This is a genomic window from Paenibacillus sp. 1001270B_150601_E10, assembly GCF_015558675.1.
Classification (GTDB): Bacteria; Bacillota; Bacilli; order Paenibacillales; family Paenibacillaceae; genus Paenibacillus_B.
This window is the reverse complement of the sequence record NZ_JADMOL010000002.1, coordinates 727601-744073: the sequence shown is the minus strand read 5'-3', so window position 1 is coordinate 744073 and position 16473 is coordinate 727601. Positions and strand designations below refer to the sequence as shown.

19 protein-coding genes are annotated in these 16473 nt (G+C 45.9%); all 19 read right to left on the bottom strand.

Features of this window, described 5'->3' with window-relative positions; all coding sequences use genetic code 11:
- Positions 1-37 precede the first annotated feature (37 nt).
- Complete coding sequence (rseP, locus tag I2H74_RS08390) at positions 38-1312, bottom strand: RIP metalloprotease RseP (RefSeq protein ID WP_195573229.1); 1275 nt, start codon at positions 1310-1312, stop codon at positions 38-40.
- A 129-nt stretch (positions 1313-1441) separates the two neighbouring features.
- Positions 1442-2581: a 1-deoxy-D-xylulose-5-phosphate reductoisomerase gene (locus I2H74_RS08385; RefSeq protein WP_195573227.1), complete on the bottom strand. Its 1140-nt coding sequence runs from the start codon at positions 2579-2581 to the stop codon at positions 1442-1444.
- Between the two features lie 28 nt (positions 2582-2609).
- Complete coding sequence (locus I2H74_RS08380; RefSeq protein WP_195573225.1) at positions 2610-3407, bottom strand: phosphatidate cytidylyltransferase; 798 nt, start codon at positions 3405-3407, stop codon at positions 2610-2612.
- A gap of 18 nt (positions 3408-3425) precedes the next feature.
- On the bottom strand, positions 3426-4199 hold the full coding sequence (locus I2H74_RS08375) for an isoprenyl transferase (protein WP_195573223.1): 774 nt from the start codon (positions 4197-4199) through the stop codon (positions 3426-3428).
- 123 nt (positions 4200-4322) lie between these two features.
- Positions 4323-4877, bottom strand: coding sequence for a ribosome recycling factor (frr, locus tag I2H74_RS08370; RefSeq protein ID WP_195573221.1), 555 nt, complete (start codon positions 4875-4877; stop codon positions 4323-4325).
- On the bottom strand, positions 4877-5605 hold the full coding sequence (gene pyrH / locus I2H74_RS08365) for a UMP kinase (protein ID WP_195573219.1): 729 nt from the start codon (positions 5603-5605) through the stop codon (positions 4877-4879). The genes frr and pyrH overlap by 1 nt, the downstream gene beginning before the upstream one ends.
- 123 nt (positions 5606-5728) lie before the next feature.
- Entirely contained in the window at positions 5729-6379 is a 651-nt protein-coding gene (tsf, locus tag I2H74_RS08360) for a translation elongation factor Ts (RefSeq protein ID WP_195573462.1), read from the bottom strand.
- Between the two features lie 141 nt (positions 6380-6520).
- Positions 6521-7225 (bottom strand): 30S ribosomal protein S2, encoded by a 705-nt coding sequence (rpsB, locus tag I2H74_RS08355; protein ID WP_195573217.1) that lies wholly within the window; start codon positions 7223-7225, stop codon positions 6521-6523.
- A 179-nt stretch (positions 7226-7404) separates the two neighbouring features.
- Entirely contained in the window at positions 7405-7617 is a 213-nt protein-coding gene (locus I2H74_RS08350) for a hypothetical protein (RefSeq protein ID WP_195573215.1), read from the bottom strand.
- Entirely contained in the window at positions 7601-8227 is a 627-nt protein-coding gene (locus tag I2H74_RS08345; RefSeq protein ID WP_195573213.1) for a hypothetical protein, read from the bottom strand. Before I2H74_RS08345 ends, I2H74_RS08350 begins: the two co-directional genes overlap by 17 nt.
- Before the next feature lie 80 nt (positions 8228-8307).
- Positions 8308-8637 carry a hypothetical protein gene (locus I2H74_RS08340; protein ID WP_195573211.1) on the bottom strand — a complete coding sequence of 110 codons (330 nt, stop codon included), beginning with the start codon at positions 8635-8637 and terminating at the stop codon, positions 8308-8310.
- 46 nt (positions 8638-8683) lie between these two features.
- A complete protein-coding gene (locus I2H74_RS08335; RefSeq protein ID WP_195573210.1) occupies positions 8684-10084 on the bottom strand; it encodes a DUF342 domain-containing protein in 1401 nt (466 codons plus the stop codon).
- 49 nt (positions 10085-10133) lie between these two features.
- On the bottom strand, positions 10134-10919 hold the full coding sequence (locus I2H74_RS08330) for a FliA/WhiG family RNA polymerase sigma factor (RefSeq protein WP_195573208.1): 786 nt from the start codon (positions 10917-10919) through the stop codon (positions 10134-10136).
- A 15-nt stretch (positions 10920-10934) separates the two neighbouring features.
- On the bottom strand, positions 10935-11378 hold the full coding sequence (locus tag I2H74_RS08325) for a hypothetical protein (protein ID WP_229106457.1): 444 nt from the start codon (positions 11376-11378) through the stop codon (positions 10935-10937).
- Positions 11375-11869: a chemotaxis protein CheD gene (locus I2H74_RS08320; protein ID WP_195573206.1), complete on the bottom strand. Its 495-nt coding sequence runs from the start codon at positions 11867-11869 to the stop codon at positions 11375-11377. The genes I2H74_RS08325 and I2H74_RS08320 overlap by 4 nt, the downstream gene beginning before the upstream one ends.
- Positions 11866-12486: a chemotaxis protein CheC gene (locus I2H74_RS08315; protein WP_195573204.1), complete on the bottom strand. Its 621-nt coding sequence runs from the start codon at positions 12484-12486 to the stop codon at positions 11866-11868. The genes I2H74_RS08320 and I2H74_RS08315 overlap by 4 nt, the downstream gene beginning before the upstream one ends.
- A gap of 4 nt (positions 12487-12490) precedes the next feature.
- Entirely contained in the window at positions 12491-12952 is a 462-nt protein-coding gene (locus I2H74_RS08310; RefSeq protein WP_195573202.1) for a chemotaxis protein CheW, read from the bottom strand.
- 13 nt (positions 12953-12965) lie between these two features.
- The gene (locus tag I2H74_RS08305; protein ID WP_195573201.1) at positions 12966-15053 is read right to left on the bottom strand and encodes a chemotaxis protein CheA; all 2088 of its coding nucleotides are present in this window, start codon (positions 15051-15053) and stop codon (positions 12966-12968) included.
- Between the two features lie 36 nt (positions 15054-15089).
- The coding region (locus I2H74_RS08300) for a protein-glutamate methylesterase/protein-glutamine glutaminase (RefSeq protein ID WP_195573199.1) at positions 15090-16473 on the bottom strand (1384 nt) is incomplete at its 5' end.

Sequence of the window (16473 nt, the reverse complement as noted above, 5' to 3'; positions counted from 1 at the left end):
AGTTCCTCCCGATCGTTTGTATGTGCCAATTCCGATGTTAGCCTTTAACTAAACGCAAAATATCGTTATATGTTACTGCCAGCATCAGCAGCATTAACATGGCAAAGCCAATAAAATGAACCATGCTTTCTCGGTTTGGATCAATTGGCTTGCCTCTCAAGCCTTCTAAGCCTAAGAATACAAGTCGGCTTCCATCCAAAGCTGGAATGGGCAGCAGGTTGAAAATACCCAAGTACAAGCTTAGGATCGCTGTCCAAAGCGTAAGCTGATCGATGCCCTGCTTTGCAAATTGACCTGTGACTTCAAAGGTTCGTACAGGACCGCCTAAGTCATCCAATTTGAATTGACCAAAGATAAGCTGTTTAAAGCCCTCGAAGATGTTCTTGGTCATCGTCACCATCGCATTGCTCGCATACTTCACCGTCTCGCCAAACGTAGCCGTACGTGTTGGTAGAATCGGAGCGATACCAACTTTTCCACCCTTTTGTCCTTCTACAGACACAGGGGTTATCGAAAGCTTCATCTGCTCTCCATCTCTCGTAACAACCCAATCCATTGGCTTACCTTCAGAAGCCTCGATCATGTTGATCAGCTTTTCCCGGTCTCCACCGATAGCGACACCGTTCACCTGGTCAATGATATCTCCCTTTTTCATTTGGGCTGCTTCCGCCGGCATACCTGCGGTAACTTCTCCAACCTTAACGTAAGTTGGATGATCCACTGGCATACCTACTTGCTGTATGTACAAGCCAAACAGGAGAAATGCCAGTATAAAGTTCATAAGCGGGCCTGCAAAGATGGCCAGTGCGCGTTGTCCCACCGTCTTGCTGCCGAATTGGCGGTCAAGCGGCGCAATTTGAATGTCTTGACCTTTAACGACCATCATCGCTTGGGGATGAACGGAATACTTCATCACTTCCTCGTCAACGATGAGTGAGAGATTCAACTCTTTTTCCAAATCCAACGATTCAATCTCACCACGAATGACATTCTTCCTCAAGTCGAGCTGATCCAAATAAAGCTTGTTTACCTGACCGTCCTTTATCCTAACCGCAATGGTTTGTCCCGGCTGCAAGTCGACCATTTCGGGATCCTCGCCAGCCATTCGAACGAACCCGCCAATAGGGAGCAAACGAAGGGTATATCGCGTCTCCCCTCGCACATATGAGAATACCTTCGGACCGAATCCGATGGCGAATTCACGAACAAGAATGCCCGCACGCTTCGCAAAAATCATATGTCCCCATTCGTGGATCGTAACTATTACGAAAAACACAAGCACAGTCAAGAAAACGACTTGTACCATTTGCACAGTGCAGCATCCTCCTTTTTCACTTGCGGGTCACTATATGTCTTCTAGATTATCATTATTCTCCGATTCGGCACAAGAGAATCCCGTTTTTCTAACTTTGGAGGTTTCTGCAATTACCCCTTACGATCTTTAGCACTGCAAAGCATATTTCCTGATCTCTTTATCTGTTTCTTGAATGATCTCGAGCGTTGGCTTCGCGATCACCTGATGCATAGATAGAGATTGCTCCACAATACGCTCAATATCAAGGAACGATATCTCTCCTCGCAAGAAACGAGCTACCGCAACTTCGTTCGCAGCGTTAAACACTGTCGTAGCCGTTCCTCCCAATCGCCCACTCTCATAAGCATAACGTACCATAGGGTATCTGGTCATATCCAGTTCCCGGAAGTTTAGCTTGCCTACCTTTGCGAGATTCAAGCGATCAGCAGGGGAAGTCATGCGCTCTGGATAGGATAGTGCATATTGTATTGGCACTCTCATATCAGGCACACCCATCTGAGCAATAATAGATCCATCTACGTATTCTACATATGAATGAATAATGCTTTCCGGATGAATCAATACATGAATACGATCGTAATCAAGTCCGAACAGCCAACGGGCTTCAATGACTTCAAGACCTTTATTCGCCATCGTGGCGGAGTCAATCGTAATTTTCGCCCCCATGGACCAGTTTGGATGCTTGAGTGCCTCTTCCACGGTTACACCTCGAAGCTCTTCCCGCGTTCGATCACGGAAGCTCCCGCCCGATGCGGTAAGTGTAATCGAGTCTATGGCGGCACGCGGCTCGCCATTTAAGCTTTGGAAGATCGCCGAGTGCTCACTATCTATCGGCATCAGCGATACGCCTTGGCGATCAGCAGCCTCTGTCACAAGATGTCCGGCCGTAACTAATGTCTCTTTGTTGGCAAGCCCTATCGTCTTCCCCTGTTCGATTGCTGCAAGCGTAGAGCGCAGTCCAACACTTCCTACAACAGCTGTAACAACCGTATCCGCTTCTTGACAAGACGCTGCTTCGATGAGCCCTTCATCTCCGTATACCAGCTTTGTGCCAGCTGGGAGAGCCGCTCGCACTGCATCTGCCGTTTCTTTGTCTTGAACAGATACAAGCCGAGGATTGAATCGGCGGACTTGCTTGATAAGCAATTCAGCATTCCGTCCAGCAGCTAACGCCTCTATTTGAAAAGAGTCAGGATGGTTCTCGACAACACTCAGTGTCTGAGTACCAATTGATCCTGTTGACCCTAAGACGGAAATTCGTTTCATGCGTGCACCTCAATCTATAAATGTAAGCTTATAGTGTCAGCAGTCCAATAAAATGAACAAATGGGAATACGATAAGCCAGCTGTCACAACGATCAAGCACACCGCCATGTCCTGGCAGCAGTGTTCCTGAATCCTTCACTCCTACGACACGCTTGTATGCGGATTGGATTAAATCCCCCATTTGTCCAACAACGGAAGCTGCAAGGCCGATCCCAAAGGTCAGCGGTATGTTAAGCATGTCCGGTCTAATAAATAGCGCGATAATGCAGACGACAAGGGAGCATATCACACCACCGATCGCACCTTCAATCGTCTTATTCGGGCTTATCGAAGGCCATAGCTTATGCTTGCCTACAGCTCGCCCTGTAAAATAAGCCCCGATATCGGAAGCCCATATCGCAGCAAACAGAAGGATCGTCCAAAACAGACCATTATCCGAATAGGTCCGTGTGATCAACATGTACTTAAAGCCTATTCCAATATAAAGCGAGCCCAGCAGCAGCTGAGACACCGCTTGTATAGGTACTTGATTCTTCGATATAACGGTAATGCTTAATAAGCCAAACATAATGAACCATATAGCTGTTTCCCATGATAAGTGAAGGCCTATCCCCCACTTCTCCCATGGAACCACCAATAACAGGATCAAAACATATCCAAGCAAAGATGCTATGTCGAATGGCTTAGCATGATGCATGCGCGCAAATTCATAGAAACCAATTAGAGCGAGTGCAATCATTAATAGTTCATACGGGATATTGCCAAGAAAGACAAGAATCGCAAATAAGCCGCCAGCGATAACACCTGTAATGATGCGCTGTTTCATACAGACTAATCCTCCAACTTATTGTAATCCACCATAGCGACGGGATCTGCGCTGGTATTCAGCAACCGCTTCTTTCAGGTGCCGTTCGGTAAACTCCGGCCAATATACATCTGTGAACCACAGCTCACTATAAGCGATCTGCCATAACATAAAATTGCTAAGTCGCAGTTCACCACTTGTTCGAATAAGAAGATCGGGATGCGGCAATTCATGAGATAAAAGATGTGATTCCATCGTACTTTCATCAATCTCATCTGGACTAAGCTTCCCTTCTTGAACCTCGCGAGCTATTTCTTTGATTCCTTCTACCAGTTCACGTTTCCCGCCATAATTAAGCGCAAAATTGAGTATAAGACCGGTATTATGCTTTGTCTTCTCAACCGCTTCTTCAAGAGCTTCGATGGTATGACTAGGAAGCTCCTCGCGGTATCCCATCATACGCACCTGCACATTGTTCTCAATGAGTTCATCCAGTTCAATGGCAAGAAATTGTTGAGGCAGCTTCATCAAGAAATCCACTTCATCTCTTGGACGTTTCCAATTCTCAGTCGAGAAAGCATACATGGTCAACACCTTAATGCCTAGGTCATTAGCAGCTATCGTTACACGTTTAACTGCCTTCATTCCACTATGATGACCAGCAACACGGGGCAATCCACGCTTACTCGCCCAACGCCCATTGCCATCCATAATCACAGCAACATGGTATGGAACGTTATCCTTTTCAAGAAGCGGTTCTGTAGTATGGCGATTCTGCCTTCCCTTCAACCATTCTTGGAATCGCTTAATCATTCGGTCTCCTCCAACCCGGTGATAGAACCTTTAAAATCCTTCTTCTACTATAGACATTCAGTACCAAAAAGACAATAAACCCCACCGTTCGGAGGGGCATAAATCGAGGAAAAAGTTTTTTTGTTACACTTCCATGATTTCTTTTTCTTTCGACGCTAATACCTTGTCAACTTCAGCAATAAATTTGTCTGTCGTCTTTTGAATGTCATCTTGATGACGACGAGACTCATCTTCTGAAATGTCGGTTTTTTCAAGCTTCTTGATATCATCGTTAGCATCACGACGAATATTACGGATTGCTACCTTAGCTTCTTCGCCATATTTCTTCGTTTGCTTAACGAGTTCCATGCGGCGCTCCTCTGTAAGCGGAGGAATCGACAGACGAATGACTGTTCCATCATTAGCAGGAGTAAGTCCAAGATCGGACTTCAAGATTGCTCTCTCAATTTCTCCAATCGAAGCTTTATCCCATGGCTGAATGATCATAGTACGCGGATCAGGCGTATTAATATTTGCAAGCTGGTTAACAGGAGTCATCGCTCCATAATATTCAACTTGAATTCGATCCAATAAAGCAGGGTTCGCACGACCTGCGCGAAGAGTAGCCAGCTCACGTTTCAACGAAGAGATCGCCTTATCCATGCGCTCTTCTGCATTTTTCTTCACCGATTGTGGCATTATTCTACACTTCCTTTCACCGTTGTTCCGATCTTCTCACCGAGCACGACACGTTTAATATTGCCTTTTTCTGTAATAGCAAATACAACAAGCGAGATATTATTGTCCATGCAAAGGGAGGTTGCCGTTGAGTCCATTACTCCAAGATTACGATTCAATACTTCCATGTACGTAAGCGACTCAAATTTCTCAGCATCTTCTTCTTTGAACGGATCAGCAGAATACACTCCGTCGACTTTATTTTTAGCCATCAAAATCACATCTGCCTCAATCTCCGCAGCACGCAGCGCTGCAGTCGTATCCGTCGAGAAGAACGGGTTCCCAGTTCCCGCTGCAAAAATGACGACGCGGCCTTTCTCCAAGTGACGAATAGCGCGGCGACGAATGTATGGCTCAGCAATTTGCTGCATCGCAATCGAAGTTTGCACACGAGTAGGTACGCCGATTTGTTCGAGCGCATCTTGCAAGGCTAGCGAGTTCATTACCGTAGCGAGCATCCCCATATAGTCTGCTGTTCCACGATCAATACCTTTCTGGCTGCCTGCGATGCCTCTCCAGATGTTACCGCCACCACAAACGATGGCTACTTCCACACCAAGTTCAACAACTTCTTTTACTTGCTCTGCGATGGAATTGATCATTTCAGACTCAATGCCGTACCCAGCCTGACCTGCCAACGACTCTCCGCTAACTTTCAATACGATGCGTTTATAAACCGGTTGTTCCAATGTATACCCTCCACTTTTCATAAACAACTGCTAAAAAAGAAGGAACACGACGTGTTCCAACTTTTTTAGAAGCGTATGTTGATCGCTGTTTAGCCAGAGCGAAAGTCTAAATTGACTTTACAATTACATTTTCGCTTGCGCCATAACTTCTTCAACAAAGTTATCTTGTTTTTTCTCAAGGCCTTCACCAAGCTCATAACGAACGAAGCGACGGATAGAGATATTTTCACCAATTGCTGCAACTTTTTCGTTCAACAATTGATCGATTGTTTTGTCCGGATCTTTGATGAAGGATTGCTCCATCAAGCAAATTTCTTCATAGTATTTGCTGATGCGGCCTTCAACCATTTTTTCAACGATTTTCTCAGGCTTGCCTTCGTTAAGCGCTTGAGCCTTAAGAATTTCTTTTTCTTTTTCCAATTCATCTGTAGGAACTTCTTCGCGACGGATATACTTAGGAGCAGATGCTGCGATATGCATAGCAATGTCACGAGCAAACTCTTGGAATTGATCTGTCTTCGCAACGAAGTCTGTTTCACAGTTGATCTCTACCAATACACCGATACGGCCACCAGCGTGGATGTAGGATTGAACTGCGCCTTCTGTAGCAATGCGGTCAGCTTTCTTAGCTGCTGCAGCAAGACCTTTCTCACGAAGAATCTCAGCTGCTTTGTTCAAATCACCATTTGCTTCTTCCAATGCTTTTTTCGCATCAAGGATGCCAGCACCTGTTTTTTCGCGTAGTTCTTTAACTTGAGCTGCGGAAATTGCCATTCTATAGTCCCTCCAACTTGTTATTGAATGCCTTATTATTAAAAAGGCTTCATTCAAATATACTGCTTCATATCGCTAAAAAAAGGGCGGCGAGCGGTGAAACACCTGCCTACCACCCTTTTGTCATTTCAATTCTATAACTTAAGCTTCAACCGCTGCTTCTTCGCCTTGGTTGCCTTCCATGATAGCTTCAGCCATCTTAGAAGTAAGCAATTTAACAGCGCGAATTGCATCGTCGTTACCAGGGATCACATAATCGATCTCATCTGGATCACAGTTTGTATCAACGATACCTACAATTGGGATACCCAATTTGCGAGCTTCAGCTACTGCGATACGTTCTTTGCGTGGGTCGATAACGAACAATGCGCTTGGCAATTCTTTCATGTTCTTGATACCGCCCAAGAATTTCTCAAGACGCTCTTTCTCTTTGCGAAGAATGATAACTTCTTTCTTCGGCAATACTTCGAAAGTTCCGTCCTCTTCCATTCTTTCAAGGCTCTTCAAACGATCAACGCGTTTTTGGATCGTTTCAAAGTTAGTCAATGTACCACCCAACCAACGTTGGTTGATGAAGTACATGCCGCAACGCTCAGCTTCTTCCTTAACGGAATCTTGAGCTTGCTTCTTTGTTCCAACGAACAACATTGTGCCGCCATCAGCTGCGATGGACTTCACGAAGTTGTAAGCCTCTTCTACTTTTTTAACTGTCTTTTGCAAATCAATAATGTAAATACCGTTACGTTCTGTGAAGATATATTTGTCCATTTTCGGATTCCAACGACGTGTTTGGTGACCGAAGTGTACACCAGCTTCAAGAAGCTGTTTCATGGAGATAACTGCCATCTTCACTACACCTCCTAATATGGTTAGTTTTCCTCCGCCAATGTCATCTCCCGTCATGACTTACCGCACAGTTACCCACGACAGCAAGCACCCATGACGAAATTAATCGGCGTGTGTCATTAACACCGTCAACTAATATACCATAACAGCCTAAAGCATGCAACTTCTTTTCTCCTATTTCATTTAGAAGGAGCACTAGGCTTTTCTTTATCGGTTATTTTCGTTTCCTTTGATACTAAATCATAGCCTTGCCTAGCAGCTTCCTGCTGCAGTTCAGTCTCGGTTAAAGGCGTTCTTGTTTGCTGTTGACCAATTAAGATCATTTGAAGCAGCAGGACGCCAATAATCATTCCTGCGCCAAGGCCTATCAGAAATTCACGATTTTTGAACACGCTGCTCCTCCTGACGTCCTAGCTGTATAATGACTTCCACCTCACCATGAGGAAGCTGAAGCTTAGAGGCGATGTCGCTACTGGAGCACCCCTCATCCAACAATGCAAAAATAGGCTCGTAGCGCTTGCGTATTGAGATAGGTTCCTCATTATGATCTAGATGGCTAGGCGCTTCATCTGTTGCCTTGCTAGATATGCCTACTTCCACCTCATCAGGGTGCTTCGACCGCTCTTCACTGGTCAAAGGGAGTTCTGTATGAGCCGCAGATAAGCTTGCTGTTTGATCCGATTGCTGCTGCATGCTTGTCAATCGATGCTCCACATGATGGTTTTGGAGCTGCTGCTTCTCTGTAAGATGATGAAGCGAGCTTTCAAGCATATCCATTCGCTTGCGCAGCGCCTCATCTCGAAAGCCCTGCTCTTTCTTCATGTGCTCCACGACGGTCAGCAGCTTCTCGTTCTCCTCTGCTACTTCCTCAATATAGTGCTCTAAAGTATCTTCAATTTCTTCTCGTAACGCTAATGCGTTATTTGCAACTTTTGGCCTAAGCAAGCCACATACGATGATTACTGCACCTAATAGTACAAGATACATCCATGGTTCGTTCATATTACACTCCTCAATCTGATTACATTCCATATAGCTATTGACGCCGCTTCCCCGGTTGATACGGATAAGCGGCGTCTTGATTAAACGGAAAAATCAATGTGTTTGCCTTTGTAGGGATGTACAGCCGGCACGGTCGTATCCTTGTCACTCCCTTTGTCTTCCTCTTCGTGTGAAGCATGCTTCCCATGCTCTTGAGCAGAGTGCTGTTGCCTAGATTCGTCTTGGATCCGCCCCTGTGAAGATTCCTGCAGCTTCTCATTGCGTTTACGGAGTGATTCTGTCAACTTCTCAGCCTGCTCATTTAAAACGCTTTGATCTGCCATTAGGCGATGCTGCATTTGCTGATGAAGATTGGATACTTCTTGTGTGCGAGGCAACGCAATCTGCAGTTCAACCGGCTTCATATTCATGGGATCACCTCTTTAGCTGAATCTCATGGATACTGCAAGAAGAATACTATAAGGATACCATTGCGATCTCCCCATCAATAAAGCGGAAGGAAACATGCTTGTTGACATCCTTTACGTATCGCGTATAACGCCCTATTACCATCTTGCTTCCGCCATATACGAGCTGATGCACATCCACTCGAGCATCATTTGAATCTTCCAATGTTTTTTCTAGTTCAAATATACGCTCGCGGATATCTGTTTGCTCCTGAACGATGCTTTTCTTCGTCAGATTCAGTTTATGTCTCATTTGCATCTTGTCTTCGCTAAGCTCACCTGCTGCAGCAAGCTTATCCAGCAAATTCAGCGCCTTTTCCGTTTTATCGAGATTGTCATTTGCCACTCTAAACTGCTGTCTTAGCTCCGTCAGCTCATTCCGAAGCTCAGGAAGCACGCCTACCTCGATCGTGGTCGCTGTAGATGTGTTATTTCCGATTGTACGAGCTACAACCCTCTCGCCTGCTTGAATCTTGCCGCCTACAATCAAGCCTTTCGTACCGTTGCAAATCACCTGTTTGGAAGCGCGAACATTTGAATGCATAATGCTTTGGGATACGATGACATCTGTACCTGCGATAAGGTTCCCTTCTTGAACGAAGGAGCACTTGATTTGCTGTCCGGCTTGTATACTGCCTTTATGCGCTGCGATAACGCCGCCTGTTATTTCAATAGAGCCCTGAGCTTCCATCTGCGCCCCTTCGACACCGCCAATGACCCGAATATCGCCCGCTGCTTTGATTCTAAATCCCGTCAGCACATTGCCTCTTACGACAACAGTGCCCACGAAGTCAATATTGCCCGTTCTGTAGTCTACATCTCCATTCACTTCATACACAGGGAACACATTAAGCTTATCGCCCTCTGTCTTCACAATCAGTCCATCGATGGCAGCATAAGCTGCAACTGCTTCTCCATCTGTGACAACATTTTTGCCAAGCTTAAATCGTGCTTCCTTACCGTCTCGTCCCTTTACTGCCTCTCCACGCACATTGGTGCCTGGTCTTGCTGGCGCAGCAGGCGTACGCACCGCAATGCGCTGCCCACGCGTAACGTTGTTCAACTGCTGGATCTCCTTAAGATCAACGCTTCCATCCTCTTGCTCTAGTGGTCTTGTTCCCCCAGCTAAAGACATCAGGACTTCAATCTTGCCATCAACGCCGTCAACAGGCTGCTGCCCAGTTGCAACTACGACGGGTTCTTTCATATATAGAAGCGGGCGCCGCGCAATCTCACGCAGCACCTCTTGCTTCAAACCATATTGAACTTGGCTGCTCTTAAGGAATTGCTCCAACTGATCTTCTGTGAACTGAACATTCTGGTCCACGTCATTGATATGTAAATACGCAGTCATTTTATCTTCGGATAAGCTCACTTCTAGGTATTGCTCCAGCATCATCGTCGTGCTCATGGCCGTCCCCCCCAACTTATCGATCATAAGACACTATCATAAACAACGCTTACGCTTCCATCAGCATCGCCTTATTCTTCTCTAACACGGAGCGCAAGCGCAGAATTGCTTTCGAATGCAGCTGCGAGATACGAGATGGTGACAAGCTCATCACTTCTGCAATCTCGCTTAAGGATAAATCTTCATAATAAAATAAAGAGACAACTGTTCGCTCTTTCTCTGTTAGCTTATCTATCGCTTCAACAAGAGAAGATTTGAGAAAATGTTCATTGACTTTATATTCAGGGTTTTTTGCGGTTTCGTCAACTAAAACCGAGATTCGCATCTCCGATTCTTCTTCTCGGATAGGATCCTCAAGAGAGCACAGCGTCATAATCGACACATCCTGAACCATCGTACGGAATTCTTTCTCGGATACTTCTAAATACTCACTCATCTCTGCATCGGATACAGAACGCAAATATTGCTGTTCGAGCACCTGATAAGCTTCCTCAATTTTTTTCGCCTTTTCTCTCACAGATCTAGGCACCCAGTCTCCAGAACGAAGCGAGTCTAAAATGGATCCTCTAATCCGCCAGGAGGCATAGGTCTCAAATTGAAGCCCTCGCAAGTAGTCAAACTTCTCAATGGCGTCAATCAGGCCCAGCACACCATTACTTGTTAGGTCCTCTTTGGATACATTTCGTGGCAATCCAGCTGCTAAGCGATTGGATACAAAATCTACGATCGGCAGATACAGTTCTATTAATCTCTTTTTCGCTTCAACATCATGATGCTCTTTCCATTGGACCCACAACTCAAAGTGAGAACAAGTCGTTTTCTTTTGTACGCTCACCGATCACTTTCCTCCTTACTCTTTAGCCATATGACGGACGGCCTGTGCCAATTGCTCGCCATCTTCTGGCAGCTTAGACACGAATCTAGGAGGAGTCAACGGTTCGAATTTGATTTCCTGCTCTTCATGCGAAACTGCCTTAGGCTCATTTTCAGTTGGTGTGTTTCTTAGCAAATCCTTTAATGTATCTGTCTCATCAGGTGTGGACAAATCCACGTTATATCCACTGGTGCTCTTTGTATCTACTGTTGATTGATATTCTAGCCTTCCCTGCTCAGGCGACTTAAGAATGCCTGCTGCAAGGCGGATCAAGAAACCTAGTGCAAACCAAATTGCACCTGCGATCAACCCTCTAATTAGACTCGTAGACCATAGATTCGAGCTAACGGAGACTAATGTTGTAATAACAAACCCAAGTGACGCCATCACGAGATTCCAACGTATTGTTCCAATCATCATAGATCCTTCGTTCCCTTTTGTACGCTGCGAATATGGAGTCGTCCATCGCAGCAAAACATTTCTATTGTTCGACCGTAATTGCCACCTGTATCTTCTGCTTGAATGGGAATGTTGAGTCTCTGAAGCATATCCTTGCATGATTCCACATTCCTTGGTCCAATTCTCATCGATTCATGCTGTGAGGAAAAGGCAAACATCTGCGCTCCTCCTGCCATCTTGGCAAGAAGTCGAGCTGGATGAGCTCCAGCTTCGACCATGCGAGAAACCAGTTCAGGAATTGCCGTATCAGCATACTTGGCTAGATTAACAGACCCTTCTCTTGCAATGTCCGAGCTTGGAAGCATAACGTGGGCAAGTCCACCAATCTTCGTTATCGGATCGTACAGCGTTACCCCAACACAGGAGCCGAGTCCTGTTGTTCGAATGGATCCGCTCATACATATGTTCAGGTCAGCCATGCCGACCTTCACAACGTTGTTATCCTCTATCATTCCGTAGGCACTCCCAAAGCTGCGAATATTTTCCCAAATGAATCTGGATCAGGGATTAAGAAGAACGTTCCCTGGATGTCTCGATATTCTTGCAAAAATTTCGTGTCAATGAATAACGCACAATCTCCCATTTCCCCATATTGAATAAGTCCATAGTTCAATACCGCCCCGGCCATGTCGATTGCAAGCTGAGGCACTGTAGGAGTCATGGTCAGATGAGTAAAGTCAGCGAGAGACGATAAGTAAGAACCTGCTAGAATGTTTCCAATCTCGGAAAGAGCGGAAATGTCCATATCACTAAAGCAGTCCTCATCTTCTATTTTTACGTTCAATAGATCAGATAACAAACGTCTTGCAGGCTCCAGCTCAAACATAAAGAATAAGTGACCAGGCGCATCACCCTCTACTCGAAAGTAAATGGCGATGACGACCTGTTCGGCTCCACCCACCTCGTCAGCAATCTGCTCGAATGGCAGCAATCTTACCTTTGGAACATCCATATCGACAGGACGGTCCAATAGACGCGACAAGGCGGTGGCTGCATGGCCTGCTCCGATGTTACCAATTTCTCGAAGCACATCTAATTTGAATTCGCCTAAGCTCTCAAAGAAACCCACGGTCCTATACCTCTAATTGTTCTAGGTTTACAATCTCGTCTTTGCGAAGAACTTCTGCTAGATTCAAGAGAATAAGCAAGCGTTCCTCACTAATCTTCGCTACACCACGAAGGTATCTCGCTTGAATTCCTCCGACAACCTCAGGCGCAGGCTCGATCTTATCTTCTTGAATATCGATAACATCGTTGGCAGAGTCGACAATGAACCCAATCTCCATCTCGCCAACCTGTACAATGATGATACGGGTTTGATCTGTATATGCCTCCTGCGGAAGACCAAAGCGTCCGCTAAGCTCCATAACGGGTACAACGATGCCGCGAAGATTAATAACGCCTTTAATAAAATGGTACGTTTTCGGAACGCGCGTGATCGGCATCATTCTCTCGATTGTCTTTACCTTCTCTACTTCGATTCCGTATTCTTCATGCGCAAGCTTAAAAACGACGACTTTCATTTCCTCTGACATGTTCATTCCTCCATTAGGATTGGATTAGCGTGCTTGGATCGACAATAAGTGCAACTTGACCGTCACCTAGAATCGTAGCGCCTGAAATGCCTTGCACCGAACCCAGGTAGTTACCAAGCGGCTTCAATACAATTTCGTTTTGCCCTATAAAATCATCTATTGCAAGCGCAGCTAAGCGCTCGCCTTTGCGAATGATAATAATCTCTGTCTCTTCCTCGTCCATGTCCGAATAGGATGGGCATGCAAACAATGTGCTCAAGGATACAAGAGGGATGACACTATCACGATAATTAATCATGCGAATACCGCCATGAATATTGCGAATATCCTTTTTGTTAACAAGTCCTGTTTCCACAATAGAAGTAAGCGGAATAGCATACTTCTCATCGCCTAGGCGGAACAACATCGCGGATAGAATGGATAGTGTCAATGGAAGCTGCACGATAAAGGTTGTCCCTTTGCCGAACGTTGATTTGACGACTACTTCCCCGCCCAAGGACGCGATCTTAGATCTTACAACATCAAGTCCTACCCCACGGCCAGAAATGTCCGATACTTGTTCGGCAGTACTGAAGCCCGAACTGAATAACAACATGTATACCTGCTCATCGGTAAGCAGCTTAGCCTGATCCTCGCTCATCATGCCATTTTTGATCGCCTTTTTCAGTACGTTCTCACGGTTAATGCCTTTTCCATCGTCTTCAATCTCAATAAAGACATGATTACCGCTTTGATAAGCGCGCAAATGAACCGTTCCGGTCTCTGGCTTGCCCGCTTCGATTCGCTCGATCGTTGATTCCTGACCATGGTCGATCGCATTACGGAGCAAGTGAACGAGTGGGTCCCCGATCTCATCAATAACCGTACGGTCGAGTTCTGTCTCTGCCCCTGAAATCAAGAAATCGACTTTCTTATCCAGTGATTTAGCCAAGTCACGTACCATGCGCGGGAATCGATTGAATACGGTATCGATTGGCACCATGCGCAGTTTTAATACGATGCTTTGCAGATCGCTGCTTACACGAACCAGATGCTCGACGGTTTCAGTCAATGCATTAGATTTCAAGTCTACTGCCAAATCTTCTAAACGAACTCTATCGATGAGAAGCTCACTTAGTAGATTCATTAGCACATCAAGTCGCTCAATATCGACACGAATTGTGCGGTGCTGCTGCCCCTTCGCTTGTGACTGGGCACCTGCTGGATTCTTCTTGGCTGCTTCAGTCGGCTTCTTCGTCGGTGCTGATTCTTTGGCCTCGACCGGCTTCTCCACTGTAGCTGAAGCTGCTGCAACCTCTTGCTTAGAAGCCGAAACCGCTTGAATTTGCTCATTCCAGCTTTTCAGCGACTCCGTTGTTAAGGCTTGAATCTCAACAAGTTCAACCTCGGATACCTGCTCCGCTGCATGCTTGATCTCCTCAATAGACTGTGTTGTTACCACATAAATCGAGAATGATTGATCAAACTGCTCCTGCTCAATCTCATGCGCAGGTGGCGTAGATTTAACAATCTCACCTTGCTCTCCTAAGGCTTGAAAAACCATATAGGCACGGGCTGCCTTTAATACACAGTCCTCTCTTAACGTAACCTTCATGTAAGCTGCCTGCATACCGGCTTCAATGGACTGCTCCATGATGCTGAGCTGGAATTCATCCAAGCGCTCATCCGAAGCAAAGCTCGCCGCTTCTTCCTTGCCCGCTTCCGATTGCTCCTTGTTGTAATCTCCTTTAACAATGGCCTGCAAGGAGGATACGATCGAGCTGATTTCAGCCTTACCTTCTCCACCATTCGCAATATCGCCAACCATTGCCTCCAAGGAATCTAAACTTTTGAACAAGGTATCAAAGATGAATTCATCCATCGATAATTGATGATTGCGTACTAGATCAAGTACATTCTCCATTTCATGCGTAAGAGAAGCAAGATCTTCAAAGCCCATAGTTGCAGACATCCCTTTCAGGGTGTGCGCTGAGCGGAAAATGACCTGTACGATACTGACATCACCAGGCTGATTCTCAAGCTCCATCATATTATCGTTTAATGCTTGCAGGTGGTCGTTCGCTTCATCCAAAAACATGGACAGATACTGATTAAGATCCAAGTTCGAACACTCCTTCACATGCTTTTCTGTCTTTCCTTAGTCCTTATGTATGGCTTGTACGATCTGCTCTGCCATAGACTGGATCGGTGCGACATGAGTGACGCAGCCTAATTCCATAGCAGCTCGTGGCATCCCGTATACTACACATGTGTGCTCACTTTCAATAAACGTCGAATGAACACCATGATCATACAGCTTCTTCATCATCTTTGCCCCGTCGCTTCCCATGCCAGTCAAAAGCACGAGATGCCGCTCAAGCTTATTTAATGGAAGCAAAGAGTCAAACAATTTATCTACAGATGGACGATGACCTGAGCAAGGTTCATCACGATTAAGGGCGATCACATAATTGCCTCTATGGTCTCTCACTATGCCCATATGCTGTCCGCCAGGTGCCAAATACGCACAGCCTGCGCGCAGCACATCGCCGTCTTCCGCTTCCTTTACCTCAAGCTCACTGTAAGAGTTCAACCGTTGAGCAAGAGACCTGGTAAAGTTCGGCGGCATATGCTGGACAATAACAACTGGCGCTTCTAAGTTGCCTGGAAGCTCTGATAAGAGCGCCTTAAGCGCACGCGGCCCTCCAGTCGAGGTCCCAATTGCCACAAGATCCTGAAAGGTTGTTCCTCTTGATTCCTTATTGCGGTCCACAAGGTAGCTGGGTGCTTCCACAGGTACTGGTTTTTCAATAGAAACAGCAGATTGGAAATGATCTTTCTTAAGTGGAAGCGTGCGCTTCTCCGGCTTATTGCTTGGCTCTTTGATCGTAGAGCTGCTCCGATTCGAGAGAATACGTTTGGATTCCTTCAATGACTGATCCTGTCGATTGTTATCCTCTACCGGACCTTTAACTTTACTACTATTATACTTCGATGTGAGCGCTTCGCGAGATCGTTTTGCTTCAGGCTTTAAGACTTTGCTACCTCTCTTTGCGTCTGCTTCTCTCGATGCGGCAACACGTTTCGACATGGTCTCTGTTGCTAGTGCCTGCTTCTCTTTCAGTTCCTGTTCAAGCTTATGTAAGACTTGTCTTCGTTCTTCCGCTTGTATCGCGGCATGAAGCTTTTCGTGAAGCATTTGGCCAACCTGATGGATATCTTGATTGCCTCCACTCGGGCTTGGTTTACATACAAAGTCAAATGCTCCATTTTCTAGCGCGGAAATCGTCTCCTGTCTGCCTTCTTCCGTTAGGCTCGACAGCATGATGACCGGTGTAGAATATTGCTCTTTAATCTTCTGGAGAGCTACGATGCCATTCATCGTCGGCATCTCCACATCCAGGGTGATTGCATCAGGCGTAAGCGCCTTTACTTGATCGATGGCCTCAACACCATTCGTTGCTGTGCCCGCGATCATGAAAGATTCATCCTGCGCAATCAGGTCTGAAATAATTTTACGCATAAATGGTGAATCATCGACG